The sequence below is a fragment of the Aliiglaciecola sp. SL4 genome (assembly GCF_041538045.1).
GTDB lineage: Bacteria > Pseudomonadota > Gammaproteobacteria > Enterobacterales > Alteromonadaceae > Aliiglaciecola.
This window is the reverse complement of the sequence record NZ_JBGOSE010000003.1, coordinates 44,677-70,763: the sequence shown is the minus strand read 5'-3', so window position 1 is coordinate 70,763 and position 26,087 is coordinate 44,677. Positions and strand designations below refer to the sequence as shown.

General features: G+C 40.7%; 24 protein-coding genes. 10 read left to right on the top strand and 14 right to left on the bottom strand.

The features are described 5' to 3' along the window. The first annotated feature begins 21 nt into the window (after window positions 1–21). The 6 genes from fliN to flhB are packed head-to-tail and all read left to right on the top strand — an operon-like array spanning window position 22 to window position 3,845. Window positions 22–438, top strand: a complete 417-nt coding sequence (fliN, locus tag AB6T38_RS05700) for a flagellar motor switch protein FliN (protein WP_372546388.1) — start codon at window positions 22–24, stop codon at window positions 436–438. After that, window positions 398–898, top strand: coding sequence for a flagellar biosynthetic protein FliO (gene fliO, locus AB6T38_RS05695; protein ID WP_372546387.1), 501 nt, complete (start codon window positions 398–400; stop codon window positions 896–898). Before fliN ends, fliO begins: the two co-directional genes overlap by 41 nt. Next, a complete protein-coding gene (fliP, locus tag AB6T38_RS05690; protein ID WP_372546386.1) occupies window positions 891–1,640 on the top strand; it encodes a flagellar type III secretion system pore protein FliP in 750 nt (249 codons plus the stop codon). The genes fliO and fliP overlap by 8 nt, the downstream gene beginning before the upstream one ends. 12 nt (window positions 1,641–1,652) lie before the next feature. Further along, window positions 1,653–1,922: a flagellar biosynthesis protein FliQ gene (gene fliQ / locus AB6T38_RS05685; RefSeq protein WP_348492779.1), complete on the top strand. Its 270-nt coding sequence runs from the start codon at window positions 1,653–1,655 to the stop codon at window positions 1,920–1,922. 4 nt (window positions 1,923–1,926) lie between these two features. After that, complete coding sequence (fliR, locus tag AB6T38_RS05680; RefSeq protein WP_372546385.1) at window positions 1,927–2,709, top strand: flagellar biosynthetic protein FliR; 783 nt, start codon at window positions 1,927–1,929, stop codon at window positions 2,707–2,709. Between the two features lie 11 nt (window positions 2,710–2,720). Then, window positions 2,721–3,845: a flagellar biosynthesis protein FlhB gene (gene flhB, locus AB6T38_RS05675; protein ID WP_372546384.1), complete on the top strand. Its 1,125-nt coding sequence runs from the start codon at window positions 2,721–2,723 to the stop codon at window positions 3,843–3,845. 54 nt (window positions 3,846–3,899) lie between these two features. Here the strand turns inward: flhB and AB6T38_RS05670 are convergent, their stop codons facing one another. From AB6T38_RS05670 to AB6T38_RS05660, 3 genes are all read right to left on the bottom strand, one after another. After that, entirely contained in the window at window positions 3,900–4,757 is an 858-nt protein-coding gene (locus AB6T38_RS05670; protein ID WP_372546624.1) for a PA4780 family RIO1-like protein kinase, read from the bottom strand. Window positions 4,758–4,863: 106 nt separating this feature from the next. Beyond that, entirely contained in the window at window positions 4,864–5,058 is a 195-nt protein-coding gene (locus AB6T38_RS05665) for a YwbE family protein (protein WP_372546383.1), read from the bottom strand. Beyond that, complete coding sequence (locus AB6T38_RS05660; protein WP_372546382.1) at window positions 5,059–5,607, bottom strand: hypothetical protein; 549 nt, start codon at window positions 5,605–5,607, stop codon at window positions 5,059–5,061. Between the two features lie 131 nt (window positions 5,608–5,738). On the opposite strand from AB6T38_RS05660, the gene AB6T38_RS05655 reads away from it, so the two are divergent. Then, on the top strand, window positions 5,739–6,245 hold the full coding sequence (locus AB6T38_RS05655; RefSeq protein ID WP_372546381.1) for a DUF3087 domain-containing protein: 507 nt from the start codon (window positions 5,739–5,741) through the stop codon (window positions 6,243–6,245). Between the two features lie 91 nt (window positions 6,246–6,336). Here the strand turns inward: AB6T38_RS05655 and AB6T38_RS05650 are convergent, their stop codons facing one another. The 9 genes from AB6T38_RS05650 to AB6T38_RS05610 form a co-directional block, all read right to left on the bottom strand. Further along, window positions 6,337–7,050, bottom strand: a complete 714-nt coding sequence (locus tag AB6T38_RS05650; RefSeq protein WP_372546380.1) for a DUF3379 family protein — start codon at window positions 7,048–7,050, stop codon at window positions 6,337–6,339. Then, window positions 7,043–7,600 carry a sigma-70 family RNA polymerase sigma factor gene (locus AB6T38_RS05645; RefSeq protein WP_348492786.1) on the bottom strand — a complete coding sequence of 186 codons (558 nt, stop codon included), beginning with the start codon at window positions 7,598–7,600 and terminating at the stop codon, window positions 7,043–7,045. The genes AB6T38_RS05650 and AB6T38_RS05645 overlap by 8 nt, the downstream gene beginning before the upstream one ends. Window positions 7,601–7,768: 168 nt before the next feature. After that, complete coding sequence (locus tag AB6T38_RS05640) at window positions 7,769–9,622, bottom strand: DUF885 family protein (protein ID WP_372546379.1); 1,854 nt, start codon at window positions 9,620–9,622, stop codon at window positions 7,769–7,771. A gap of 18 nt (window positions 9,623–9,640) precedes the next feature. Further along, entirely contained in the window at window positions 9,641–11,389 is a 1,749-nt protein-coding gene (locus AB6T38_RS05635; protein ID WP_372546378.1) for a BatD family protein, read from the bottom strand. Window position 11,390: 1 nt separating this feature from the next. After that, entirely contained in the window at window positions 11,391–13,289 is a 1,899-nt protein-coding gene (locus tag AB6T38_RS05630; protein WP_372546377.1) for a VWA domain-containing protein, read from the bottom strand. Continuing rightward, window positions 13,286–14,290, bottom strand: coding sequence for a VWA domain-containing protein (locus AB6T38_RS05625; RefSeq protein ID WP_372546376.1), 1,005 nt, complete (start codon window positions 14,288–14,290; stop codon window positions 13,286–13,288). Before AB6T38_RS05625 ends, AB6T38_RS05630 begins: the two co-directional genes overlap by 4 nt. Beyond that, window positions 14,283–14,789, bottom strand: a complete 507-nt coding sequence (locus AB6T38_RS05620; protein WP_372546375.1) for a DUF4381 domain-containing protein — start codon at window positions 14,787–14,789, stop codon at window positions 14,283–14,285. Before AB6T38_RS05620 ends, AB6T38_RS05625 begins: the two co-directional genes overlap by 8 nt. Further along, complete coding sequence (locus AB6T38_RS05615) at window positions 14,786–15,733, bottom strand: DUF58 domain-containing protein (RefSeq protein ID WP_372546374.1); 948 nt, start codon at window positions 15,731–15,733, stop codon at window positions 14,786–14,788. Before AB6T38_RS05615 ends, AB6T38_RS05620 begins: the two co-directional genes overlap by 4 nt. 10 nt (window positions 15,734–15,743) lie before the next feature. After that, a complete protein-coding gene (locus AB6T38_RS05610; RefSeq protein WP_372546373.1) occupies window positions 15,744–16,700 on the bottom strand; it encodes an AAA family ATPase in 957 nt (318 codons plus the stop codon). A gap of 254 nt (window positions 16,701–16,954) precedes the next feature. Here AB6T38_RS05610 and fadI point away from each other — a divergent pair, with 254 nt between their 5' ends. The 3 genes from fadI to AB6T38_RS05595 all read left to right on the top strand — a co-directional run bounded on the left by fadI (window position 16,955) and on the right by AB6T38_RS05595 (window position 20,852). Beyond that, window positions 16,955–18,265, top strand: a complete 1,311-nt coding sequence (gene fadI / locus AB6T38_RS05605; RefSeq protein ID WP_372546372.1) for an acetyl-CoA C-acyltransferase FadI — start codon at window positions 16,955–16,957, stop codon at window positions 18,263–18,265. A 64-nt stretch (window positions 18,266–18,329) separates the two neighbouring features. Beyond that, complete coding sequence (fadJ, locus tag AB6T38_RS05600) at window positions 18,330–20,465, top strand: fatty acid oxidation complex subunit alpha FadJ (RefSeq protein WP_372546623.1); 2,136 nt, start codon at window positions 18,330–18,332, stop codon at window positions 20,463–20,465. A gap of 189 nt (window positions 20,466–20,654) precedes the next feature. Beyond that, entirely contained in the window at window positions 20,655–20,852 is a 198-nt protein-coding gene (locus tag AB6T38_RS05595; protein WP_372546371.1) for a hypothetical protein, read from the top strand. Between the two features lie 86 nt (window positions 20,853–20,938). Here the strand turns inward: AB6T38_RS05595 and AB6T38_RS05590 are convergent, their stop codons facing one another. Together AB6T38_RS05590 and AB6T38_RS05585 are read right to left on the bottom strand one after the other, a co-directional pair. Continuing rightward, a complete protein-coding gene (locus AB6T38_RS05590) occupies window positions 20,939–21,169 on the bottom strand; it encodes a hypothetical protein (RefSeq protein ID WP_372546370.1) in 231 nt (76 codons plus the stop codon). Window positions 21,170–21,529: 360 nt separating this feature from the next. After that, complete coding sequence (locus AB6T38_RS05585; protein ID WP_372546369.1) at window positions 21,530–26,056, bottom strand: EAL domain-containing protein; 4,527 nt, start codon at window positions 26,054–26,056, stop codon at window positions 21,530–21,532. Window positions 26,057–26,087: the final 31 nt, after the last annotated feature.

Genomic DNA, 26,087 nt, shown 5'->3' with positions numbered 1-26,087 from the left:
GCAACAACGAGGTAAAGAACAATGAGTGAAGATGATGCAATGGACGACTGGGCTGCAGCCATGGCTGAACAAGCTGACGAGGAAGGTGCAGAAGGTAACGCAGGCGATAAAGAAGCTGACGTGTCGGTAGCTGAACTGGATGAATTATCGGAAGATGCGCCTATCACCCAAAAAGAAAAGAAAAAACTCGATACCATTTTAGATATACCTGTTACGATTTCTATGGAAGTTGGACGCAGTCATATTAGTATCCGTAATTTATTACAATTGAACCAAGGATCCGTTGTTGAGTTAGACCGAGTCGCAGGCGAACCTCTTGATGTGTTAGTAAATGGCACGTTGATTGCTCATGGAGAGGTAGTGGTCGTCAACGATAAATTTGGGATTCGGTTAACGGATGTTATTAGTCAAATCGAGAGAATCAAAAAGCTTAGGTAATAAAAACTTATATAAAACATGGGTTTGGATTATTCTAAGCCCATTATTTAGCCTTTCTAAAAGTGCTTTCGCGCAAGTCGATAGCCTTTCAAACCCTACTTCAGTAGTGTCAATTTTCCTATCATTATTATTGGTTATTGTGATTGTTGTGGTGTTGGCGTTGCTAATGCGACGGTTTAATGTCACTGCTACGGGAAATGGTCAGCTTCAAGTCGTGGCATCTATGGTGGCCGGCACCCGAGAACGCATTATGGTTATCGAAGTCGGTAATGAGCAGCATTTAGTTGGCGTAACTGCGACAAATATCAATCACTTAGCGAAGCTTGAGCAGTCCTTAGAAAAACCTTCTAGTTCCACTTCAGAGAGCTTTAAAGATAAGTTAACCCAAGCACTTGCCGGTAAAATTAACCCTAACTTTGATAAAAGCCAACCGCAAAAAAGTGGACAAGAGAATGATTAAATATTTACTTGTATTGTTAAGTGCCATTTTATTGGCTCCTACCGACGCATTAGCGGCACCTGGTGTGGATGCGTTAACCATCACCACAAATCCAGACGGTACTCAAGATTACACTATGACGTTACAAGTGCTGGCAATAATGACCGCACTGAGCTTGTTGCCTGCCTTTGTGATGATGATGACCTCGTTTACGCGAATTATTATTGTACTGTCAATTTTGCGTCAGGCCATAGGTTTACAGCAGTCACCTTCAAATCAAATATTGATTGGTGTGAGTTTGTTTTTATCAATGTTTATCATGGCGCCGGTATTTGAACAGATCAACGAAAATGCCTTGCAACCCTATCTTAATGAAGAAATGACCTCCTTAGAAGCATACGAGCAGGCTAAAGTGCCAATGCGCGCCTTTATGCTGTCTCAGACTCGTATCAAAGATTTAGAGACCTTTGTTCAGTTAGGCGATATGCAAGGCCAGTTTGATGACCCATCTGAAGTGCCTATGAACGTGTTGATCCCTGCGTTTGTGACAAGTGAGTTAAAAACTGCGTTTCAAATAGGTTTTATGCTGTTTATTCCCTTTCTCATCTTAGATTTAGTGGTGGCATCCATCCTAATGGCAATGGGGATGATGATGTTATCGCCGATGATAGTGTCTTTGCCCTTCAAGCTGATGCTATTTGTGTTAGTCGATGGTTGGAATCTGATTTTTGGCACTTTAGCGACAAGCTTTGGCTTAGGGTAGGGAGGATAAACTATGTCACCAGAAGTCTTCGTCGAAATTTTAAAAGAAGCTCTGCAAATGGTTATTTTGTTGGTTTCGGCGATTATTTTACCGAGTTTATTCGTGGGCCTGATTGTTGCGGTATTCCAAGCAGCAACGTCGATCAATGAACAAACCATGAGTTTTTTACCCCGTTTGATTGTGACTCTCTTAGTTTTGAGTTGGGGAGGCCATTGGCTGGTGCAAAAACTAATGGACTTTACGTTCACCATGGTTGAACGAATACCAGAAGTCGTGGGGTAGTTTTTTGGAATTTGCAGCTTCAACCATTACCGATTATATGGCAGACATGTTACTGCCATTTATGCGTATCTCTGGTATGTTTGCCGCGATGGTGGGAATTAGTGCGAAAACGGTTCCTACTCCCATTCGTACTTTGTTGACGCTTTTTCTTACCCTCTTAATCATGCCTGTGGTGCCGCCGGTGGATATCTCTGAGATATTTTCTGTCAGTACTTTTGTATTGATTATACAGCAATTAATTATTGGTTTAGCAATTGGGTTTATTTCAGCCATGATGCTCGATACCTTTGTAATCGCAGGGCAAGTGGTAGCAATGCAAACCGGTCTGGGTTTTGCCTCAATTGTTGACCCTGTTAATGGAATTAATGTACCAGCAGTAGGTCAGTTCTATCTGATTTTAGCTACCCTGTTGTTTTGGGCATTGGACGGTCACTTGGCAATGATCCGTATGGTAGTGATGAGTTTTGAGGCTTTTCCCATTGGCGAAGCTTGGTTTCAACCTGAACAGTTTAAAGAAATTGCCCATTGGGCGAGTTGGATGTTTGTTGCCGCGGTAACACTTTCTTTAGCGCCTATTGTCTCCTTATTACTGGTGAACCTAGCGTTCGGTGTAATGACAAAGGCCGCGCCGCAATTGAACATTTTTAGTATTGGTTTTGCCATCGCGCAAATTATGGGCTTATTAATTATCTGGTTAACCATGGATAACTTCACCCATCATTTCGAATTACAATGGCAAAGAGCTCAACAGTTGATGTGTAATTTGCTGCAAGTATGCGCGAATTGAGGAAAGCATAGATGGCTGATTCAAGCGAAAAAACAGAAGACCCCACGGCAAAAAAGAAAGGCGACACCCGAAGAAAAGGTCAGATTGCCCGATCCCGTGAATTGTCCACCACCTTGGTCTTGGTGGGAAGCGCTATCGCGTTTTTGTTAATTGGCGAACGCATCGCCAGTGCATTGTATCAAGTGATGCAGAGAACCTTTAGTCTTTCCAGAGATGAAAGTTACGATTTTAACCATATGTTTCAAGCATGGGGATACGCCTTTGAAACCATCAGCATTCCGGTATTGTTCTTTTTGATAATAGCTATGATTGCCGGTATTTACGGTAGTATCGCTTTAGGTGGGTATAATTTCACTTGGCAATCAACTAAACCCAAAGCCAGTAAAATTAACCCATTGGCCGGTTTTAAACGGATGTTTGGTATTAATGGTTTGGTGGAGTTGCTTAAAGCTATTGCTAAGTTTGTGGTGGTCGCATCTGCAGCTTATATCGCTTTCGTGGTTTTCCAAGATGAAGCATTGCATTTAGATATGGAGTTATATCCACGCAATCTTTTTCACGCTATGGATCTATTGGCATGGGCATTTTTATTCTTATGTTGTGCGTTAATTCCGATTGCGGCCTTTGATGTCCCCTATCAGACTTGGAAACATGACAAACAAATGAAAATGACCAAACAAGAAGTCAAAGATGAACGCAAAAATTCTGAGGGTGACCCTCTAGTAAAAAGTCGAATTCGCAAACTTCAATATCAAGCTGCGGCGAAACGAATGATGCAAGAGGTACCAAAAGCCGATGTCATTGTTACTAACCCAACGCACTTTTCAGTTGCTTTAAAATACGATAAAAACGGCGCTACCGCGCCTATTTTGGTTGCCAAAGGGGCTGATGAATTAGCCATGCATATTCGTAAAATAGCAGGGGCACATGGTATTCCCATTATCTCTTCACCACCGTTGGCACGGGCGATATTCCACACCACTGAGGCAAATAGCGAAATACCAGAGAAATTATTTATGGCTGTCGCCCAAGTATTAGCTTATGTTTATCAGGTTAAAACCTTCAAGAGCGGCAAAGGCAAACGTCCTGCACCACTTAGTAAAAATCTGCCTATACCAGATGATATGCGTTATTAAAAAGTTCGTGGGTAAATTGGTATTAAACAGAACGGGTGTATGTATACGCTTGGCCTATTCATCGCTGTTAGCGGCGCGAATACGTGCTAAGCGTTCTTCTTCTTCAGCAAACGCGGCTTTTATTTCTTCTAATACATTATCCACATCAGCTGCACTTTGATCGAACTCAAACTGTCCAGTTAATTCGGTCTCTGGAGTCAATTCACCAGCCTCAAATAATGCCCACATTTCTTCGGCGTAATGTGTGTTAAGCAACTCTGGGGCAAACTCTCCGTAATATTCTGTCATATTACGTACGTCCCGCTGAAGCATACTAAATGCATTATTATTCGCCGCTGCGTTGACCGCTTGAGGCAAGTCAATGATCACTGGGCCATAATCATCAACCAACACATTGAACTCCGATAAATCTCCGTGGACTAAACCAGAACATAACATCAGCATCACATAAAACATGACCTGAGCATGATCTTCTAGGGCTTGTTCTTGAGACATCGAAACGTCGTTTAAACGGGGGGCAACTTCACCATTATCAACGGTGACGAGTTCCATCAATAACACGCCATCATAACAACCGAAAGGTTGGGGCACGCGGACGCCAGCTTTGGAAAGGGTGAATAGTGCGTCTACTTCGGCATTTTGCCATGCATCTTCTTGTTGCTTTCTACCAAACTTAGAGCCTTTCTCCATGGCTCTAGCGCGACGACTATTTTTTACTTTACGGCCTTCTTGATACTGCGCGGCTTTTTTAAAGCTACGCTGCATTGCTTCTTTGTATACTTTGGCGCAACGGATTTCGCCTTGACTTTTTACCACAAACACAGTCGCCTCTTTACCGCTCATAAGCTGGTAAAGCACTTCATCAATAAGTCCGTCTTCGACTAATGGTTGTAAACGTTTTGGAATTTTCATGGCGCGTTTATACAGCACTCACACTCGTTTTTAAATAGCTTTTGTCTGAATTATTTGATTTTTAATTGAGCAAATAGCTGTTTTTAAACCTAAAGTTGAGTTGATGTTAAGACTCTATTTGCTTAACTCTGCCAACTTGACCATCTTCCAGACGCACCTTAATGCCGTGAGGGTGGTTAGGTGACTTAGTGAGTATGGCGGAAACAATGCCTTGGGTAAGATTACCGCTGCGCTGATCTTGTTTTAAAACAATCGACACATTCGCGCCTATCTTGATATTCGAGCGTTGAGTGCCATTCATTTATTTTGTCCTGTTAAATTTATTTTGATATTCATAAGTGGTTAAAACCTTGTCAATAAAGCCTAACCAAATCTCATTTGGTTGCCAAATTGCTAACATATCTTGGCGCGCAACTTTTTCTGGTATGTGTAGTTGCGTTACCTGGTATAAATAAGTGAAAACCGAGCCTCGCATATTGACACGGCAATGGGTGAGGGTTACCCCTTCATTTTGCCTAAATCTTTGCATTACTGAAACGTATTCTTGAAAATTCTCAAGGGTGGGATTTTCCCACTCAACAGCAATGTTATGATAATTCAATTGAATACTATCGATTAAACTTTGATGCTCTGTTCTATCCCCGGGAATTAAATCAACAACATTGTGTAAACCTAACTTCTGTAACTGTTGTAATTGTTGTTTAGTCGGTAACCCCGAGCTCACCATTTTAGTATTATTAACCTGATAGTTTTTCAGCTCCGGTATGGGGACATCGAGTGCCTGTTCAGAGGCAAATGTACTAAACATAAAACAACAGCTTATCAATAACACATATGTAATCTTCTTCACGAGATTTTTCCTTCGTTATTTACCGAAATTAGATTTATTCGCAACTAGTATAAAATACTTTTTAGTTAACAGAGTAACTTAGTTACAATTGCATACATTAAAATATTTATTAACGTTGTACTCAGCTAATTATGCACCTTACAGATATTAACAAAGCACTTTATCGTAAACGCTTAAATCGAATTATTATTGCCTGTGTGATCACCTTTGCTGCCGGCAGTTTAGGTATTTCTCAACTGCTCATATTGTTATTTCCTGATGAACGTGGCAGTCATTTTCATTGGAATTTCCTCGGCGTATTAATTACCGCAATCAGCATTGCTTGGCTATTAAATAAATACCGAACTCATGAGTTCATGACTGAAGTTGTTTATGTTTGGGAATTGAAAAAAGCACTGAATAAAATTAATCGTAAAATGACGAAAATTAAGGCCGCAGCGCAAACTGGAGATGTGAATGCATTGATTACTTTGCAATACTGCTATGCAGGCTCTCGGCAACTTTGGCAACTCGATGATAATACTATTACCATGGAAGAGTTAGCGATTCATCAAGTTGAACTCAATGCAATGGCCGCTCAATATAATTTATCTTTAAATGCTAATGATTATGATGACAGAATGATGAAACAATTCTGATGAGAGTAGGGCTAGCTTAATGTCAGCTGATGCTAACCTATATAAGTTAGCATCAGCTGATGAGTTTTAAGTAAACGTTTTCAAAAAATTACTAAGCACTAAAACGTAGTGTTTTTTGCAATTTCTCTTTCATTTTCCCTACGGACTTACCGTGTTCACCAACGACAATAACGTTAGCTTGATGGCTGCTAAACATTTGGCCTTTCAAATGATTGCCAGAGAAGTTTTCATTGCTATGCATATCGTTAGTTTGCGGCACAACAAAAACCGTTATCTTTTCACCATCTTCAGACTCCAAAACCATATGGAAACTGCGAACATTGTCGAATACACAAAAATTAGCAAAATAAATTCGGCCTACTTTTTGAGTGAACTCTGCCCCAAGATTAGCCAACTGAACATTGACATTATCTAAGGAGAAATCACCATCGACTTGCAGCGCATATCCATTTCCCTCTTGAGTAACGTGGGCTAATGCATGCTCGCCTAAGTCAATCCCTGTTGGTTGTTGAAACAGGCTAACGCTAATACCAATAACAAAGGCTACTGATGCCGCTACTGCTAAATGTATACGACTTTTAGTTCGCTGTGTTTTAACCACTTCTGTGGATTGTCTTAAAATTAACTTTTCAGCTAAGTTATCTGGAACAGAAATGCTAGCCGCTTTAGCAATAGATTCGTCTAGCTGTTTAACCTCGTCCCAAAATTGTTGCTTCTGGGGATCTTCTTTCGCTGCCTGTATTACGTCGTCATCAGCACAATTAGGGTCTGCGTAAATGGTACGACGGAATGTTAAATCATCCATTTTTATAACCTCTACTGTTATTTGATTTCTCTAAAGCTTCCTTTAATTGACTGCGGGCTCTAAATAATCGGGTCATTACTGTATTTTTGTTTAGGTTTAATTGCTGAGCAATTTCGTCTCCGCTATAACCGTACATAACCTGAAGTATGAGGGGTTCTCGGTATTCTTCGTTTAAACCTGCCATTAGTAACCTGAGTTCTTGATACTCAATTTCTAATTCGTTTGACAAATTATCCCCTTCCAATGTCACATCATCCATGTCGACTAAATCAAACTGTTTACGTTCAAATCTTCTAGCATTTTCGCGTCGAAGAATGGTTATTAACCAAGACTTAGCAGCTTTTTCATCTTTAAGTGAATCCAACGATTTCCAAGCACGTAAAAAAGTTTCCTGAACAATATCTTCAGCTACAGCTTTATCTTTTACCAACCAGTAAGCATACCGAAATATATCGGCATGAAGGCTATGTACCAGTGCCTCGTATCGTTTTTGTTTTGCTACCACATCATCAGAGACCGAGTCATTGGCAGATTGCTTTCGAAAAAACATAAGTTCTTAAACCTTTTTTATTAAGTTTATGATTAGTAAAAGAATTAAATTTAAAAAATGATTGCATGAAATCTAGGCTATCACCCTAACTATTCATAAAGTAATAGACAATAAAAAATCCGGCGGTGACCGGATTTTCTAATAAATGTCTTCGCTTAGTCAGTATAGTTATTTCTGACTATCTACCCAAGCTTTTATCTTATCTTCTAATATATTAAGAGGGACTGGACCGTCCTTTAAGATTTCGTCATGAAATCCGCTAATATCGAACTTTTCGCCTAATATTTGCTTAGCATAATCACGTAGTTCCATGATTTTTAGCTTACCAATCATATATGCGGTGGCTTGGCCTGGCATAGCGATGTAACGTTCAATTGCTTTAACCGAATCACCCTCAGGATTTGGTGTATTGTCTACAAGATATTGAATGGCTTTTTCACGACTCCATTTTTGCGAATGAATACCGGTATCCACCACTAGACGGCAGGCTCTCCAAAGCTCCATAGCTAATCGTCCAAAGTCAGAATAAGGGTCTTGATAGAAGCCCATATCTTTGGCTAATTCTTCGGAATATAATCCCCAACCTTCAGTATACGCAGTGAAAGATACGTACTTTTGGAATTCAGGAATACCATCTAATTCTTGAGCAATAGCTCGTTGCATATGATGTCCAGGAATACCTTCATGATAAGCCAAAGCTTCCATCTGATAGGTTGGCATATCTTTCATATTATATAAGTTAGCGTAGTAGCTACCCGGTCTTGAGCCGTCTTTTGACGGACTTTGATAAAATGCTTTACCTGCAGATTTTTCGCGGAAGGGTTCCACACGTTTCACAATCATGTCTGCTTGAGGGATTAATCCAAAATACTCTGGAATTTTGTCTTTCATTACATCGATGAGGGCAGTGGCATCAGCTAAATACTGCTCACGGCCAGTGTCATCATTTGAGTAATAGAATTGATCACTGGTGCGCATAAAGTGGAAGAATTCTTGAAGTGAACCTTCAAAATTCACTTTATCCATAATTTCTTGCATCAATGTATGGATACGCTCTACATGTTTAAGGCCGATATCGTGAACTTCTTGAGCAGAGAGATCCGTTGTCGTAAACCAAGCTAAACGGTTGTCATACCATTTGTCACCGTCGGGTAAGCGCCAAACACCATCACCCTCTGGGGATAGTTCTCGTTGAATTTCCAACTCGCCAATTAGTGCTTGATAAGCCGGTAAAACAGACTCCTGCAGCGCATCTCTAGCTTGTTTTTTCAAGCCAGTTTTTTCGGCGTTAGAAATATCTAACTCTTCCAATTTTTGTTGAAAATCATTCCAAATGGTGGAGTCTTCTGCTGATTCAATAAACGGGTTTCCGCTAATCACATTTTGTGATGCTTGAATCATTTGATCGTAAGACCATTTCGGTGGGAAAACACCTAACTCTTGTCTAATTTTAAGTTGCTCTATTACTTGCCCAAAAAGTTCGTCTACTTTGTCTAAGCGAGAAATATACGCCTCAGCATCCTTAACATCTTTGACTCTGTGGATATTCACTAAAAAGCTAGGAACCACCGTATGATAGGCGCGGAATTGATCCATTATATAGGTATGATGTCTATATTTATCATTTTCCAAACGACGTTGAATATCGACTTTAGCAATTTCTAAGCTCATTTTTTCTTGCTGATTAAGTTGCTCTTTATCGAAGCCCTCTAAGTCTTTTAATCGTTCCTGCAAAATGGCTACATCTTGATCTGCGGCATGGTCAGAAATATCGTCCCACTTACCGTAGTCCCATTTATACCCTAAATAACTTTGAGACATAGGAGAGCGTTTCAAATCTGCTTTGAACATATCTGCGAAATACGTAGCAAGCTTTTCCGACTCGCTGACTTCAACTTGTTCATTGAGTGGTTTTTCAACATGAGTTTGCGTATCTGGCGTAACGTTTTGCGCCGGTTCAGAGCAAGCAATGAGTCCAAGTGAAATCAGGCTTAATGGAACAAATTGTTTTAAATTTTTCATGATGTACTTTTCCTGGCGTTAAGTCACAACCCGTTGGGAAGCATATAGAGGATGCAACGAAGACGAATTGTTTTTATTTTTTATTATATTTTGACGTAAACGTGCTAACACGGCTGCTAGGGTATCACTTTTCCAATTTTTGTCACCTTGCGCATATTGACTGGCGAACATTGATTTCAGCTCTTCTTGCAACTCTGAGCTTGAAATATCATTTTCATCGAACAATTTTGTGTTATAAGAATCCGCTAAGCTGGACTGCCATTTAAGAAATGCAGGGTAAATTTCACTCGATTTATGTCCCTTCAATGTAGATTTGAGTTGTTTCCAATTTTCAGTCTCTAACTCACTGGTATGCAACTCTTGGGGCGTTGAATGAGCAGCTGTTCTAGGCTTGCGGGTAAACCACCAAAGCACTAGCGTTAACAGCCAAACTACAAGAAGAACCCAACTACTAATACTCCAAATGGATTTTTCGGTTACGGTTATTACCTTAGGAGTCAATGGACTGCTGCTGTCATTATCCAAATTACTAGGAGACTGAGGTTCCAACACTGGGGTAGGTGTCTCAGGCAGAGTGTTGGTTTGAGTAGATGTCGTGGATGCCGCCACTTCAATGCTGCGCGCTGGTAATTCTGCGTATTCGGTTTGTTTGGTTAAGGTATTAAACCAGGCTACTTTCACTGGCGGTAAAACAAAATTTCCAGCGCGATTTGGAATGATTGCAATATTTTCTACCCGTTGAGCAATGACATTATCTTCTCGAGTAACCGAGGCGGTTGTAGCTTGATCAGGATAAACCTTAAAATCAGGTGGATAACGGCCTGAAATTTGCGGTAATTGTTGTTCTGAAACACCCAAAACAGATAACGTAAGGGTTCGAGTAATAGGCTCGCCTACAGTGGCTTGTGATAAATCAGGTTGCCACTCTTCATTTAATTGCACAAACTCACTGGGTAACCAATGTCCGTCGAAATCCGATGGGATAGGTTGCACATCTAAAACAACGTCTGGAGCAACGCGGTTAATAGGACGAGTCTGATTAAAGTAACTAAAGCTATTTTGGCTACGATCAATGATTTCTGCTTCGAACAATGGGCCTTTAATTTTAACTTGGCCACTAGTTTGCGGGATTACGGCGTAATTGCGTTCGATTATGCGGTAGCGTTGGCCATCGACAATTTCAGAATAATCTTTATCTTTTCCAATAAGACTTATATCTGCGTTTTCCAAAATAGGTTCAGACAAACTTCCTCGCTGCAAACTGGTGGCTAGATGGATTTTTACCTTATATTTCACCATTTGTTGTACATAAGGTTGGCCAACATCTACTTCAGCAGTGATAAAGGCTTCTCGAGCTTTATTATTACTTGCTGCGGAAACGGGAATAATTCTAACGGTTATAGGTTGCGTTGATTTACCGCCCACATCGAAGGCTGGAATTGTAAAGGTTCCTTCTTGGCGCGGGATTAAAATGGTTGTCCAGGTAGTCGAGCGTGTGGTATCAAAATTAATCACACGAGTTTGCGTGCTCACTGAGGTTCGACCCACAACAAAGTCGTCTTCTAACACACTAGGGTCAAAATCAGCGTTGTTAGCACTGCCATAGGCAACCACTGATAACACAATAGATTCATCTGCCATTGCTGGGTTTTTGTCCACGCTGGCGGTCACGCTATCTACTTGAGCATATACAGCAGTTACTTTTATTAAGCTAAAAAGCAACAGGGTAAATAACAGGGTTTTACGGGTTAACAATTTAACTAACATGTTACCAATTCCTCTTCGACTGGCTTGGCGTACGTTGACGACGTCTTTGTTGATTTTCCAATTGCATTTTGCGTTTTAATAAAAAGGACGGATCATCGGGGACACGATTCAATAAGTTTTGCATTCTCTGCATTTCTTCACGCTCTTCATCCGTCATTGGTTCGTCTGCTTGTTGCAATTGTTCTGCAGTTTGTTGTTGTTCGTTTTGTTGCTTTTCATCGCTTTTTTGCTGTTCAGCTTGAGCTTCTTGCTCTGAATCATTTTGCTTAGCATCCTCTTGTTGAGAATCTTGCTGATTTTGCTCGGAGTCTTGTTCGTTCTGTGACTGCTGTTGCTGCTCTTGATTCTGTTGATCTTGTTGGGATTGCTGATCTTGATTTTGCTGCTCTTGGCTTTGTTGATCCTGTTGAGACTGCTGATCTTGACCATCCTGTTGTTCCGATTGCTGATCTTCAGACTGTTGATTTTCAGAGTCGTCTCCTTGTTGATCTTGTTGTTGCTCCTGCTCCTGTTGTTCTTGCTGCTCCTTTAACTGTTCAAGAATTTCTTTGTTTTTCAAGGCGTCAGCATGGTCAGGTTGCTGCTCAAGAACTTCGTCATATCGCTTTATGGCCTCATCGAGTTCACCAAGTTGCGCTAAAGTATTTCCTTGATTGTAAAGGGCTTGGGGACCTTCGGCTTGGGAGAACGCATCTAAGGCTGCTTGATAGTTTCCTTGTTTGTACTGGGCGGCACCTTGCCACATTGGGTTTTTAAACTCATTTGCGGCCTGCTCATACTGCTCGTTTTGCAGGGCTTCTAATCCTCGTTGGTCACTGTTCTTAAACCAATCTTGCCACCCTTTAGCAAATGCTGGTTGAGGTGTGAAAGCATTGCCCATCATCATAACAACAAAGATTGCGACGTAACCTCTTCGAAATGCAAATGCCGCTATGGGTAATAAAAGTAAAAGCAAATAGGGGCCAGCTTCTTGCCACTCATCGCCGAACTGTTCACTGTCATCTTTATTCGACATGGTTTCGCGATTAATTAGGTTTTGCTGAGTTAGATATTTAATATCACTGTCATTTGCTGAAATAGCATAAAACTTACCGCCACTTTTGCGAGCTAAGCCTGACAATATTTGTGCATCCATCTTAGGCACCACAATTGCGCCCCGATCGTCTTTCAAGAAGTCGCCATCGAGCAATTGAATAGGCGCTCCTTGGGCCGAACCCACACCTAAAATGGAAATGCGATAGGGCAGGATTTCAATATAACTATTGAGTTCAGCTAACTGAGAAACCTCGACACCGTCGGTGATCCAAAATATTTCACCTTCTAGAAAACCGGCATTTTTTAACAAATCGGCGGCCATTTTAAGACCAAGGTAGGGCTCACTGCCAGAAACTGGCATGATCTCCGGTGTTAGGCTAGGCAGTAAAGTCGTTAAATTTTGAGCGTCAGAACTCAATGGGCTGATGGTAAACGCATCGCCAGCATATGCCACTAAACCAACATCACCTTCTGCAATTTCATTTATTAAATCAATCGCTTTATATTTGGCTCGAGTTAACCTGTCAGGCTTCAAGTCCGCAGAACGCATGGACATGGACATATCCAATACTACCACCTTCCCCGCATTGAGTTGAAACACGGGTTGTGGGAGTCGCTCCCAAGTCGGTCCAGCTAAAGCGGTAACTGCAATAATCCAACCCAATGCTACTAGGGTAAAAGGCGGACGTCTTTGGCTATTACCTTTTTCTGAAATAAGATGCTGATAAAGATGGCTTGCCACCACAGATTGCCATCCAGATTGACGTCTATGAATGTTCATCAACAAAATTATCAACAATAATAAGGGGATTAGTGCAAAAAACCATTCCGGTCTTAAAAAATGAAAGCTATTCCAATCAATCATTGTAGCCTCCCAAACAGACGCTGCTTTATCCATGGCAAAACACTTTTAACACCAATTAAAAAACTTAAAATAAGCGCTAACATTAATGGGTAGAAATAAAGCGCTTGTAGTGGGCGCATCTGTCGATTTTCTCTTTCGATGGGCTCTAAGGCATCTAAAATGCTGTAAATTTGTTGCAAAGATTGGGTGTCCTTGGCTCTAAAGTATTGTCCACCAGTGGACTCTGCCAGTTCAGTTAGCATTTTCTCGTCGAGATCTCTTGAAGGATTAGTTTGTCGTTGGCCAAAAATCCCTTGGGTAATCATCGAATCAGCGCCCACACCTATGGTGTAGACTGTGACGTCATTATTGATAGCCAATTCGTTAGCTTGCGCAGGGGTTATATTACCGGCGGTATTTTGTCCATCGGTCAATAAAATAATGACTTTGTTAGACTCTTCCTTACTAGCGAAACGTTTTATGGAAAGTCCTATTGCATCGCCAATTGCGGTTTGTTCACCTACCAAACCAATTTGACTTTCTAACAGTAATTGTTCGACGGTTTTTCTATCGTAGGTGAGGGGAGCTTGTAAATAAGCTGTATCTGCGAACAAGATTAAACCAAGTCGGTCGCCAACACGTCTTTCAATAAAGTCACTTAATACGCTTTTAATCATGATTAAACGGTTTACGCGGCGACCATTCACTACCATATCTTCTTGATTCATACTGCCAGATAGGTCAACCGCTAGCATTAAATCCCGTCCCTCTGAAGGAATATTCACCGGTTCGCCTAACCACTGTGGACGAGCTGCGGCAACAACTAAGGCTATCCAAGCTAAAATAGCGAGGATCAAATTTATTCGGTTGGGACCCACTTTTTTAGTACTTGTTTGGATATTGTCAGTCAAAGCAGGTACACGTAACGCAGCCCCTTGCTGAGAGTCCTTTTTAGGTAGCAACAGCGCTAACAGCGGCAGTGGTAATGCAAATAGTACCCACCACCAAGCAAACTCAAACATTTGCAGCCTCCTTCATCGCCGTTACGTCCTTTGATTTTCGTTTTGGTGGCAATGCAGAGGTTAACCATGTTTTTGCGGTCAGGGCAGCTTGTTGAGGATCTTTTTCTGCTTTTTGTTGATATAACGAATCGACCAATTCTTCAATCTTCTGTTGCATATACTGTTGTTGCTTTTGCGATAAATGACTGGTTAAAAATGCGCTCCACTGTGGCCCATGTAAAGAGGCAACTTGTTCTTCTGGGAAGTAACTTAACACTGCACGTTTTAGCACAATATTAATCTGTGAAATCGCATTTTTCTGACTCAAATCAATGGCCGAAAGCGCCGCAATGGCTGCCTTTTTCGCCTTTCGATTTAATAAGTAGAGTCGGGTGCCATAAATAATACTGACTAAGATGAGTAAAACTAAAATTGCAGACACCCACCATCCCCAAGCAAGAGGCCAAATACTTACATCTTGAGGTAACTGAATGTCGGCTAATTGATCGAGTGGATTCATGCGCTCTCTCCACGATTTCCAACCAACTGTTGTTCAATGGGGCTAGCCGCACTGACGTTTAATAATTGGGTTTTACATTGCTGCAATGTACGGGATATTTGTTCATATTGTTGTTGATGTGAACGCTGATATTGCAGAGAAACGTTTTTTTCTCCTAACACTAAAGTTTGCTGATCGAGCCCATCAGTGATTTCAACAGTTTGGGCGTTAGCTACCTTAGGTAAGGCATGTTCAAAGGGATCAGTTATCGAATAAGCAATCACTTCACTATGCCTTGAAATGCGACTTAGGTGTTGTTTTGCCCCCTCATTGAGGTTTTGAAAATCACTTAAAACAAACACTAAACTACCTGGGTGAACTAGTCTGCGTATACGTGCACAGGCATCAGAAAACTGAAAGTTGCCTGGTTGCAGGTTATTCGGCTGATGCACCTCAATTAATCCATGCAGCAAGCCTAAAACCGCTTTTTTTCGTGTCAGTGGTTTAAATTCTCGATGTTGGTGTTGGTTAAACACTAAACCACCAATCCTGTCACCACGATTGGTTGCTGACCATGCAATTAGCGCCGCTAAATGGGCAGCCTGAACAGATTTATAAAAAAGTTGAGTACCAAAGTGCATGGAAGGAGAAAGATCTGCCAAAATAAAAATGGGTCGCTCTTTTTCTTCTCTGTATAACTTTGTGTGAGTCTTACCTGAACGGGCCGTAACTCGCCAATCTATGGCTCTGATGTCGTCACCGGGTTGGTAGTGACGAGCTTCATCAAATTCCATTCCGCGACCTTTGGTTTTTGCCAAATAGCTCCCCGCTAACTTTGATTGAATCGTTTTCCGGGGGGATAAATTAAGCAGGCTAGTTTTTTTTTGGTAATACAATAACTCTTTGATGTTTAGGGAAACACCATCAGCATGCAACCGAGTCAACCAGTTTGATACATCTTGCATAGGATAAAATCTATGGTACTGGAACAAGTGTTAAAATACGGTCCAAAAGCTGATTTGCGTCGATACCTTCAGCTTCGGCTTCATAACTGAGCAATAATCTATGGCGTAATACGTTATGGAATACTGCGCGAATATTGTCTGGGCCTACAAATTCTCGACCCATCAACCAAGCATGTGCTCGAGCACACTTGTCTAAGGAAATAGTAGCCCTTGGACTAGCCCCAAACTCAATCCATTTAGCCAGTTGCGGATCATATTTCTCCGGTGTACGAGTAGCTATGATTAATTCCACAATATAGTTTTCTAAGGCTTCATCTAAATGAATTTGCAGCACCTCTTTGCGCGCGGCAAAAATATCTGCTTGATTCATTATATCTGCGTTAGCTTTTTGGCTTCCGAGGGCTTCATCTCGCGTTAAACGTAAAATTTCTAACTCGGTTTCTGCACCGGGATAATCTATTTCTAAATGCATTAAGAAGCGGTCAAGTTGGGCTTCAGGTAATGGGTAGGTTCCTTCTTGCTCAATTGGATTCTGTGTGGCCATTACTAAGAACAAGTCGGACAGTGGATAGGTTTTATTGCCTACTGTGATTTGCTTTTCTGCCATAGCTTCTAGCAAAGCCGATTGAACTTTAGCTGGAGCACGATTGATCTCATCTGCAAGTACTAGGTTGTGGAACAAAGGCCCTTTTTGAAAAACAAATTCTCCCGTCTCAGGACGATAAATATCAGTACCGGTTAAATCGGCAGGAAGAAGATCTGGGGTAAATTGAACACGATGAAAATCACCTTCAATTCCTTGGGCTAATGCATTTACCGCTCGGGTTTTAGCTAGTCCAGGAGGACCTTCAACCAGTAAATGTCCATTTGCCAATAAGGCAATCATAATATTGTGGGTTAGGTTGTTTTGTCCGATGACTTGCGAATCTAGGTACGCCTGTAGTCGTTTGAATTGTTCAACTGCCATTAATTTGTCCTAACTAGGATGAAAAAGGATAAAACGTGATAATTGCTATCTGCATTTTGCGCTACATACTGACACATCTTTTTATATAAGGTTCCCTTTTAGAAATACAATGTTACAAATCGCATAAATAGTCAGGAATCGATGCGAAAAGTTAATTTGTTAACTAGAATTTGAAATTTATCTAACACTCTGTACAATTGCGTTATACTTTACAGGTCAGACCACTCTGGCTAGCAAAAAAATGAGGACAAACAATGTCAGCAAAACAAACAGTTACTACCCGCAGTGGCGATAGGATTGCCATAGTGGCGGGTCTACGCACCCCTTTTGCGAAAATGGCGACCTATTTTCATGGCGTGCCCGCTGTTGATTTAGGAAAGTTAGTCGTTAATGAAATGATGACTCGCAATAACCTAGACGCTAATTTAGTGGAACAATTGGTATATGGTCAAGTTGTACAAATGCCTGAAGCGCCTAACATTGCTCGAGAAGTCGTACTAGGTACTGGAATGAATGTGCATACAGATGCCTATTCAGTTTCAAGAGCTTGCGCCACTAGTTTTCAAGCCACAGTTAATATCGCTGAATCTATGATGGCAGGCAATATCGCCGTTGGTATTGCTGGGGGAGCGGATTCTACTTCGGTATCGCCAATTGGGGTTTCTAAAAACTTAGCTAGAGCACTAACTGACTTGCAAAAAACCAAGACCCTTGGTCAAAAATGGAATGTATTTAAAAAGCTTGGTTTTAAAGACTTATTACCTGTTCCACCTGCTGTAGCTGAGTATTCCACGGGGTTATCCATGGGACAAACTGCAGAGCAAATGGCAAAAACCCATAATATTTCCCGTCAAGATCAAGATGCTCTTGCTCATCGTTCTCATTCCTTGGCAGCGAAAAGCTGGAATGATGGGAATTTAGCCGATGAAGTGATGACCGCTTACGCAGAACCTTACAAAGGGGCGTTGGAAAAAGATAACAACGTGAGATTTGATTCAACCTTAGAAGGTTACGCCAAGCTTCGTCCTGTTTTTGATAAGAAGCACGGCACAGTGACAGCTGCCAATGCTACGCCTTTGACTGACGGAGCATCTGCCATCGTTATGATGACTGAAAGCCGCGCTAAAGAATTAGGTTATAAACCTTTAGGGTACATTCGCAGCTATGCTTTTGCTGCTATAGACGTGTGGGAAGATATGCTAATGGGACCGTCGTATGCGTCACCTATTGCTCTAGATAGAGCGGGAATGACCCTAAACGATCTAACTTTAATCGAAATGCACGAAGCCTTCGCAGCACAAACCTTGGCGAATCTTAAAATGTTTGCCAGCGACAAGTTTGCCCAACAAAAGCTTGGTAGAAGCAAAGCAACGGGTGAAATCGATATGGATAAATTTAATCAAATGGGAAGTTCTATTGCTTATGGGCACCCATTTGCAGCAACGGGTACGCGAATGATCACCCAAATGTTAAACGACCTTAACCGCAAAGGCGGTGGGGCCGGTTTGGTAACTGCATGTGCTGCTGGCGGACTAGGTGCCGCTATGATTGTTGAAACAGAGTAAGGGGAATTCCGTGGAAAAAGCGAATATAGAGACTGAAGAAACACAAGTAGGCGAAGAATCTCAAGTGCCTGAAGCATCTCAAACAAATAGCGCCTTCACTCTGGACGTGCAAGATAATGGTGTAGCGATTTTAACTATCGATGTGCCAGGTGAGTCGATGAACACACTAAAAATGGAATTTGGCGAGCAAATTTCCGTGATCTTAGATGAAATCGAGAGTAATAGTAAAATTAAAGGTGTAGTGGTTGTTAGCGGCAAAGAGAACTCTTTCATTGCCGGAGCTGACATTAGCATGTTGGCGTCATGTGAAACTGCTCATGACGTAGAAGTGATTGCCACCGGTGGACAGCAAATATTTCAGCGTATTGAAAATATGCGGGTTCATTTTGTTGCAGCAATTCATGGACCAGCACTGGGCGGCGGCCTTGAGTTAGCATTAGCTTGTCACTCCAGAGTATGCAGTGACGATAAAAAAACTCAGTTGGGTTTACCAGAAGTGCAATTAGGTTTGTTGCCTGGAAGCGGTGGCACTCAACGTTTACCTCGTTTGATAGGTATTCAGCAAGCCATGAAAATGATGCTTACAGGTGCACCTGTAAGGGCTAAGCAGGGGCTTAAATACGGTATTGTTGATGATATGGTGCCACATTCGATCCTGATGGAGGTGGCGACCGAAATGGCGTTGAAGTCAAAGCCATCGCGTAAGCCGCTCAAAATGAATTTGACCAGTCAGTTCTTAGAGAAAACCCCTGTGGGTCGAAATACACTTTTCAAACAAGCCAGAAAACAAACTTTAAGTAAGACCAAAGGCAATTATCCGGCACCTGAACTGATTATTGATTGTATCGAAACAGGCATCAATAAAGGCATAGATACAGGTATGTCAGTGGAAGCTAAGAATTTTGCTTATTTGGTTATGACCCCTGAATCTGAACAGTTGCGCAATATCTTTTTTGCGACCACTGAAATGAAAAAAGAAACAGGCGTGAGTGGCGTAGAACCTGGTCAGTTGAAAAAGGTTGGCATTCTAGGCGGTGGACTAATGGGCGGTGGTATTGCGTTTGTAACTGCTACCAAAGCTGGCTTACCAGCTAGAATCAAAGATATACGTTCAGAGGGCGTGGCCAATGCCATGAAATACTCTTTTGATCTTTTGAATAAAAAGGTCAAACGTAGGTTTATGCGCAAGTCAGAAATGCAACAACAAATGTCGTTGTTAACTGGAAGTGTCGACTACTCGGGATTTAAAGATACCGATGTGGTTATTGAAGCGGTTTTTGAAGATCTTGCCTTAAAACAGGCAATGGTGAAAGATGTAGAAGAGAACTGTAATGAAAATACAATTTTTGCTTCTAACACATCTTCTATTCCCATTGGTCAAATTGCAGAGAAGGCATCTCGCCCTGGACAAGTTATTGGTCTGCATTACTTTTCTCCGGTAGATAAAATGCCGTTAGCGGAAGTGATTGCTCATGACAAGACCTCAGATAAAACCATTTCCACTACCGTGGAATTGGCCCGCAAACAGGGTAAAACCCCAATAGTGGTAAAAGATGGAGCAGGGTTTTACGTTAATCGTATTCTTGCGCCTTACATGAACGAAGCGGCTAATATTTTATTAGCAGGCGAGCCAATTGAGCATATTGATAATTCCCTAGTGAAATTTGGTTTTCCTGTGGGACCGGTTAAGTTACTAGATGAAGTTGGCATTGATGTAGGTACTAAAATTATTCCTATTTTAATGGCTCAATTTGGTGACCGATTTAAATCAGCAGATGCGTTTGATAAAGTACTTGCCGATGATCGTAAAGGGAAAAAGAACAAACGTGGTTTCTATGCTTATTCAGGCAAAAAACCAGGTAAAGAAGTGGATGAGAGCGTTTATGAATTGCTTGGCATAAAACCTGAGCAAAGCATGAGTGGGGCAGAGATATCTGAGCGCTGCGTAATGTTGATGCTAAATGAAGCTGTTATGTGTTTACAAGAAGGAGTTATCCGCAATCCAAGGGATGGAGATATTGGTGCAATATTTGGTATCGGGTTTCCACCATTTCTTGGTGGTCCCTTCCACTATATGGATAAGCTCGGTGCAAAATTGGTTGTGGAGCGTTTACAGCATTACAAAACTAAGCTTGGTGATAAGTATACTCCGGCAACTAAATTGGTTGAGATGGCTGAAAATGAAGATACATTCTATTGAGTCATTGAATTCATTGCGAATTTCTAGTGATTAATAAATTTAAAGTTTAATTAATTGCTTGTTTTATGTAATTAAAATGTTAAAAGTCGGGCTTAGCTCGACTTTTTTATTTGATATTACTAAAACGTCTGGTTTTGTTATTTGGCTTGGGTATAATTTACGTAATTAAAATTTCACTCGGGAGGCAAGATGATTTTAGCGATATTAAGCTTTATGGTTTTTAGCGTCTATTATTATGTCCAAGCATTCAAAACTGCGTTACCTGCAAAAAAGTGGGCTGTTGCAGGGCTTATGTTTGGTCCAATGATACTTCCTATGTTTTCGGTTTCTCAACGAGTCGCTTTGCGTCAATCTCGAGGCTTTAATAATATTCTATTGCAGGTTTAAGTAAAGCTGGCAAAAAAAAAGAGAGGATAACCTCTCTTTTTCTAAATACTGTCCATGTCATATTATAAATTCCAATGCATTAGCACTTAAAAACCAATACCGCCACCAGGCTTAAGAGCTTTATGAGAATCGAATCCGATACCGCCACCAGGCTTAAGGGCCTTGTTGTCGTCGAATCCAATACCGCCACCAGGCTTAAGGGCTTTGTTTGAAGCCGTTGATACAGTTTTTTGCTGGTTAGTTATATTAGCGCCATCTAAATTTGCGCTAGTAGGGGTAGTTGTTAGCATTAGTGCTACAGCATAAGCTTTTAACATTTTTTAATTCCTCTTTGATACTTATATATTTTTTTTAGATTTTTAACTGACAATTTTTTGTCAATCATTTATATATCTGCGAGGAATATGCCAACTTTAGTTTTTGTAGATATATTTTACCGACTCAAACGCGATATTCTTTATTATATATAAAAATAATATATATAAATCAAATGGTTGTGTAAATTTAAATTATTTTAGATTTAACAGATCTAAATATTGATTTCGGACGTAGTTGATGTTTGGCTTATTTGAAATGTCGAAATTTTGCCGTCCAGATTTTGACGAATAGTTGCCGGGGGGCAGGGGGAAGTGTACTTTTGAAAGGTCTATCGTTATCCAATTTAAGATTATTTTAGCTTATTGGTTACTGATAAATTGGCTCATATGGACGTTCTCGGTTAATAATCTTTCAAACTTAGTTGCATTGAGGGGCTTACTGAATAAATACCCCTGCAGCATTTCACAATCATAAAGACTGAGGATTTCTAATTGTTTTTCTTGCTCGACACCTTCAGCTACCACCTTTAAGCCTAAATTGTGTGCGATATTTATTATTGCTGCCGTCATATGTTTGTCGACACTACTAATGGCTATATCGTCAATAAAGGCTTTATCAATTTTCAATGTGTTGAGGGGAAATTTTTTCAAGTAGGCTAGAGACGAATAGCCTGTTCCAAAGTCATCTAGAGCGAGGTGTATGCCTTTCTCACGTAATCTTTGCATCATCTGTAGCGCTTGTTCAGGATTTTGCATTAACGTACCTTCCGTTATCTCACATTCCAAATGAAGGGGGGACAACCCCACTTTTTGTAAGATACGCGAAATTCGATCATCAAGATCGGGTAATTCAAATTGACGCGCTGAGATGTTCACGGCAACGCGGCCAGTGAATAAGCCTTGTGAAACCCAACGTTTTGTGTCTTCACATGCTTTGCGAAGCACCTGCTCACCAATATCAATTATTTGCCCCGTTTCTTCCGCTAATGGAATAAATTGTGCTGGGCTGACTATACCTTTATCGGGGTGTTCAAAACGTACTAAGGCTTCCATACTCACAAGTCTACCCGTGGCTATATCGACCTTAGGTTGATAGAAAACAGTAAACAGATCATCTTTTAAGCCATAGCGTATTAGGTTTTCTATTTGTAATTGACGGACGGCGTTTTGATTCATTTCTCCACTAAAGAATTGGTACTTATTTCCGCCAGCATTTTTAGCAAAATACATGGCTGTATCAGAGTTTTTCAAAAGCTCTTGGGTAGAAGTACCATCTTCAGGGTAGAATGCAATACCAACACTTGCGCCTAGCACGAACTCTTGTTTGTTGATCAGAAACGGGTGGGCCATTTGGTCAAGAATACGTTGAGCATAATGGTTTATGCGCTGCATATCTTCTTCGCGATCTACTAGGATACTGAACTCATCTCCACCTAAACGGTAACATGTGGCATTGTTGCCAGTAATTTTCTGCAGTCTTTTACCAATTTGCTTAATTAAAATATCGCCAGTTTGGTGGCCTAACGAATCATTAATCTTTTTGAAGTTGTCCATGTCTAAACAAACTAATGCATGGGGTACGTCTTTGCGGACTAAATTGTGATGGCTGGCTTGGAAAAATGAACGATTTGGCATTTCCGTAAGAGGATCGGTATTCGCTAACTTGAGAAGCTCTTTTTCGGTGCTTTTACGAGAAGTAATATCTGAGAAGACACCTACATAATGAGTGGTTTTACCATCTTCACCATGAATGGCATCTACATTCAATTCCATTTCATAACGCTCGCCATTGGCTCTGGTCGATTCAACTTCACCGTTCCAATTGCCTTTTTGACGTAATGCTTTTTTCACTTCTTCTGTAAATGCTTCAGGGTATTGGTTAAATTTAAGGTAACTTGCCAACGCTTGTTCTCGAGTTTCCCCAGTGTATTGACAGTAAGATTGATTAACTGAAATAAAATGGAAGCTTGTATCGGTGATAAACACACCATCGGAGATAGTCTCTATAGAACGTTTGTAAAGCTTTAATTGTTCTTCAGCTTGTTTAAGGTGACTGATGTTTTTCAGTGTGCCAGTCATCCTAATCGGCTGATCATTATTGTCCCGTTTTACAATCATCCCTCTATCCAATATCCAAACCCAATCCCCTTTGAATGTGCGAGCCCGATAGGTAACTTGGAAATAATCTGACTTTTTGTTTATATGGGTTTTTAACGCATCCTGTACCCGCAGCATATCATTGGGGTGTATGTTGGCCTGATAAGAACTATTAGAGCGGATGTCGTCTTGAGGAAAGTCCATGGTACCCCATGTATTTGCTCTATATACTTGGCCGCGGTATACATCCCAGTCCCAAAGTTCATCGCCACTGCTCCAAAGCGTAAGCTTTAACCGTTCTTCACTTTCTTTAATGGCAATCTGCACTGCGCGCTTGCGTCTGTACTGTCTTAACATTAGTAGCAGCAACAAAATGGCAGACATGCCATATAATGCCATAGCAGGAGTATCAAACCAGAATGGCGGTGATATTTCTATGTTCAGTTTGGCTGAGTCGGACCATGGGCCTTTACCAATACGGCCTTGTACTTCAAAAACATGGTTTCCGTAGGTCTCAATGGAAAAAGATGCAAACTTTTCATCGCTGCCTGTTTCAATCCACGTATCTCGCCAGCCCAATAACCTGTAGCGGTAGTTTATTTCATCTTGATACAAAGAATTGATGTTATTGAAATAAACAGCGAAGGGAATACTTTCATAAGATAACGAAATTGAGTTGGTTAAACTCAAGGGTTTAATCAAAGGTGAATTTTCTTGACCGACAACAACTGGTTTATTATGGATCCGTAACTCAGTAAGTTTAGGGGGGGCTAAACGGGGTAAGCTATGTAAATTATCTATGTTTCCGAAGGTTAAGTCGGTTAACTTTGCTGGATTGAACACATGGAAGCCATCCGTACCACCATAAAACAACATACCTTCGGCTGTCATCAAGGTTGCACCTTGATTTAAGTCGTTGTAATCCAATATTTGTCTGGGGATTAACTGAAGTAATTCACCATTTTCCAAAGATATTTGCCAAATTTCCGATTGATTACTTTGCCAGACTGATGTCGGATTTTTACTATCTATTACTGAATTAACCACTATACCGCTGACGTTATAACCTCGAGGATGGATTTGTTCGATGGGCGCATAGCTTTGTTTATCAAGTTTAAAAATGCCATGTTTACCTGTAGATACCCAAAACGCTTCCGCAGTTTCATGGACGTTATAAACTATGGGTTGAGACTCGTCTAAATTATTTTGCAATAATATGCGTGTAGAACTCTCGTAGTTTTGGTCGGTAACATAGATGCCAGCGTCGGTTTTTAGCCAAATATTATTTTGACTATCTGACAATAGCTGTGCAATAACACCACTATTTAAACCTTTATAGGAAATTTCGCTAGAAGGTTCAGTCAAATCAACTGCATCGACTAAGAACGAATGCTCCTTAACATCTTTAACCCAAAAGTGTTCCTGCATTGGTTCTAACTCAGTTATCGAAGTGCCTGAGAATAATGATTTCACATGGGTCAAGTTTTCATTCTTATATTCGTAGATGTGAATACCACTGTCAGTAGCAAGCCATAAACGTTTATTCTCATCAATTTCAATATCCCAAACAAGGGTAGTAGAGTCTTCTAAAAAACGCTTAAATTGACCAGTTTGAGTACTATAAAGGCTTACTCCACCAGTTAATGCGGCAATCCAGATAGTATTATTTCCATTATCAGCTAACGCCCAAACACTGTTACTGATACTAGGTAAGTCATCATTTAATATTTTGAAATGTTTAATCGCAGAGAATAATTTGTGATATTGGAACAGCCCTGAAGTGTGCGTACCAAACCAAATAGAATGATTGCTGTCTTTATAGGCTTTTATTATAAAGGGATTAATTAAACCTATATAACGGCCGTTATCTTGGTCGATGGAAAAAACCGTTCCCTGGGCACTATCATAGATACTAATACCGTCTGTAGTACCCAACCAAACTTTACCATCTTCACTTTGTACTATGCTGCGTACCAAATTGTTAATAATTTTTAAATCGTCATTTCGCGTACTATTTAGCTCCAACACGACTTGATAATCTTCTGATAAGACGATTGCGCCTATGGCTGTGCCCAACCAATATTGATCATCAATTTTTACGATGTCGTAAAGATTTTTAGCTTCTAGGTGAATATTCCAGGGGTTTTGTTGTTCCAAGTTGTAGAGGTTGTTGGTTTTGGGGTCGACGGCATATATGCCGTTTCTTTCCGTACCTAACCAAATAATATCTTCTTCGGTATAGATAGTTCGTACCGAGTCATTTAACTGTTCCCCGTTACTGAAAGAAATGGCAGTGAAATCATCCGTTTTTGAGTTATATTCATACAGCTGTTTTTCACCAGAAAAAAGCAGTTTACCGTCAGTGGTTTCACCGATTGCCCAGTAATTATGAGATTTTAGGTTGGAGTTACTTTGAGTATAAACTTGAAAGCTGTCTTTCTCCGGTAAGTATTTAGCAATAGCGCCAATACTTGAAAACCAAAGGTTGTTATCTGAATCAATAAACAATTTACGGATCATTTCGATTGGAAATTGCTTTCCGTCAGGTAATTTAACCGTATATTGTTTGAAGTCGACACCATTAAAACGGTTTAGGCCGTTAACTGTGGCGACCCAAATATAGCCTTCTTGGTCTTCAATAATATCAAGTACTGTGCTTTGTGACAGACCTTGTTGCACCGAGAAGTTACGAAGCTGAATGTCAGCTACATTGGCATAGGATTTAGTGTGGCTGAAGGACAAAAGCAGGGTAAATGCAATTAGCCAAGCAGGTTGAAATAATCGATTCAAATCGAAGGTTCACTTATCGCAAATGCATTTT

Excerpts from the sequence above, each read along its gene's own strand:
- AB6T38_RS05650 (WP_372546380.1), bottom strand. The coding sequence starts at position 7,050 with ATGGATGATTTAACATTCCGTCGTACCATTTACGCAGACCCTAATTGT.
- AB6T38_RS05610 (WP_372546373.1), bottom strand. The coding sequence starts at position 16,700 with ATGGCAGTTGAACAATTCAAACGACTACAGGCGTACCTAGATTCGCAA.
- AB6T38_RS05665 (WP_372546383.1), bottom strand. The coding sequence starts at position 5,058 with ATGAATGGCACTCAACGCTCGAATATCAAGATAGGCGCGAATGTGTCG.
- AB6T38_RS05620 (WP_372546375.1), bottom strand. The coding sequence starts at position 14,789 with ATGAATCCACTCGATCAATTAGCCGACATTCAGTTACCTCAAGATGTA.
- AB6T38_RS05595 (WP_372546371.1), top strand. The coding sequence starts at position 20,655 with ATGATTTTAGCGATATTAAGCTTTATGGTTTTTAGCGTCTATTATTAT.
- fliP (WP_372546386.1), top strand. The coding sequence starts at position 891 with ATGATTAAATATTTACTTGTATTGTTAAGTGCCATTTTATTGGCTCCT.
- AB6T38_RS05670 (WP_372546624.1), bottom strand. The coding sequence starts at position 4,757 with ATGAAAATTCCAAAACGTTTACAACCATTAGTCGAAGACGGACTTATT.
- AB6T38_RS05635 (WP_372546378.1), bottom strand. The coding sequence starts at position 11,389 with ATGTTAGTTAAATTGTTAACCCGTAAAACCCTGTTATTTACCCTGTTG.
- AB6T38_RS05640 (WP_372546379.1), bottom strand. The coding sequence starts at position 9,622 with ATGAAAAATTTAAAACAATTTGTTCCATTAAGCCTGATTTCACTTGGA.
- AB6T38_RS05630 (WP_372546377.1), bottom strand. The coding sequence starts at position 13,289 with ATGATTGATTGGAATAGCTTTCATTTTTTAAGACCGGAATGGTTTTTT.
- AB6T38_RS05645 (WP_348492786.1), bottom strand. The coding sequence starts at position 7,600 with ATGTTTTTTCGAAAGCAATCTGCCAATGACTCGGTCTCTGATGATGTG.
- AB6T38_RS05590 (WP_372546370.1), bottom strand. The coding sequence starts at position 21,169 with ATGTTAAAAGCTTATGCTGTAGCACTAATGCTAACAACTACCCCTACT.
- fliO (WP_372546387.1), top strand. The coding sequence starts at position 398 with ATGTTATTAGTCAAATCGAGAGAATCAAAAAGCTTAGGTAATAAAAAC.
- flhB (WP_372546384.1), top strand. The coding sequence starts at position 2,721 with ATGGCTGATTCAAGCGAAAAAACAGAAGACCCCACGGCAAAAAAGAAA.
- AB6T38_RS05655 (WP_372546381.1), top strand. The coding sequence starts at position 5,739 with ATGCACCTTACAGATATTAACAAAGCACTTTATCGTAAACGCTTAAAT.
- fadI (WP_372546372.1), top strand. The coding sequence starts at position 16,955 with ATGTCAGCAAAACAAACAGTTACTACCCGCAGTGGCGATAGGATTGCC.
- AB6T38_RS05625 (WP_372546376.1), bottom strand. The coding sequence starts at position 14,290 with ATGTTTGAGTTTGCTTGGTGGTGGGTACTATTTGCATTACCACTGCCG.
- fliN (WP_372546388.1), top strand. The coding sequence starts at position 22 with ATGAGTGAAGATGATGCAATGGACGACTGGGCTGCAGCCATGGCTGAA.
- fliQ (WP_348492779.1), top strand. The coding sequence starts at position 1,653 with ATGTCACCAGAAGTCTTCGTCGAAATTTTAAAAGAAGCTCTGCAAATG.
- AB6T38_RS05615 (WP_372546374.1), bottom strand. The coding sequence starts at position 15,733 with ATGCAAGATGTATCAAACTGGTTGACTCGGTTGCATGCTGATGGTGTT.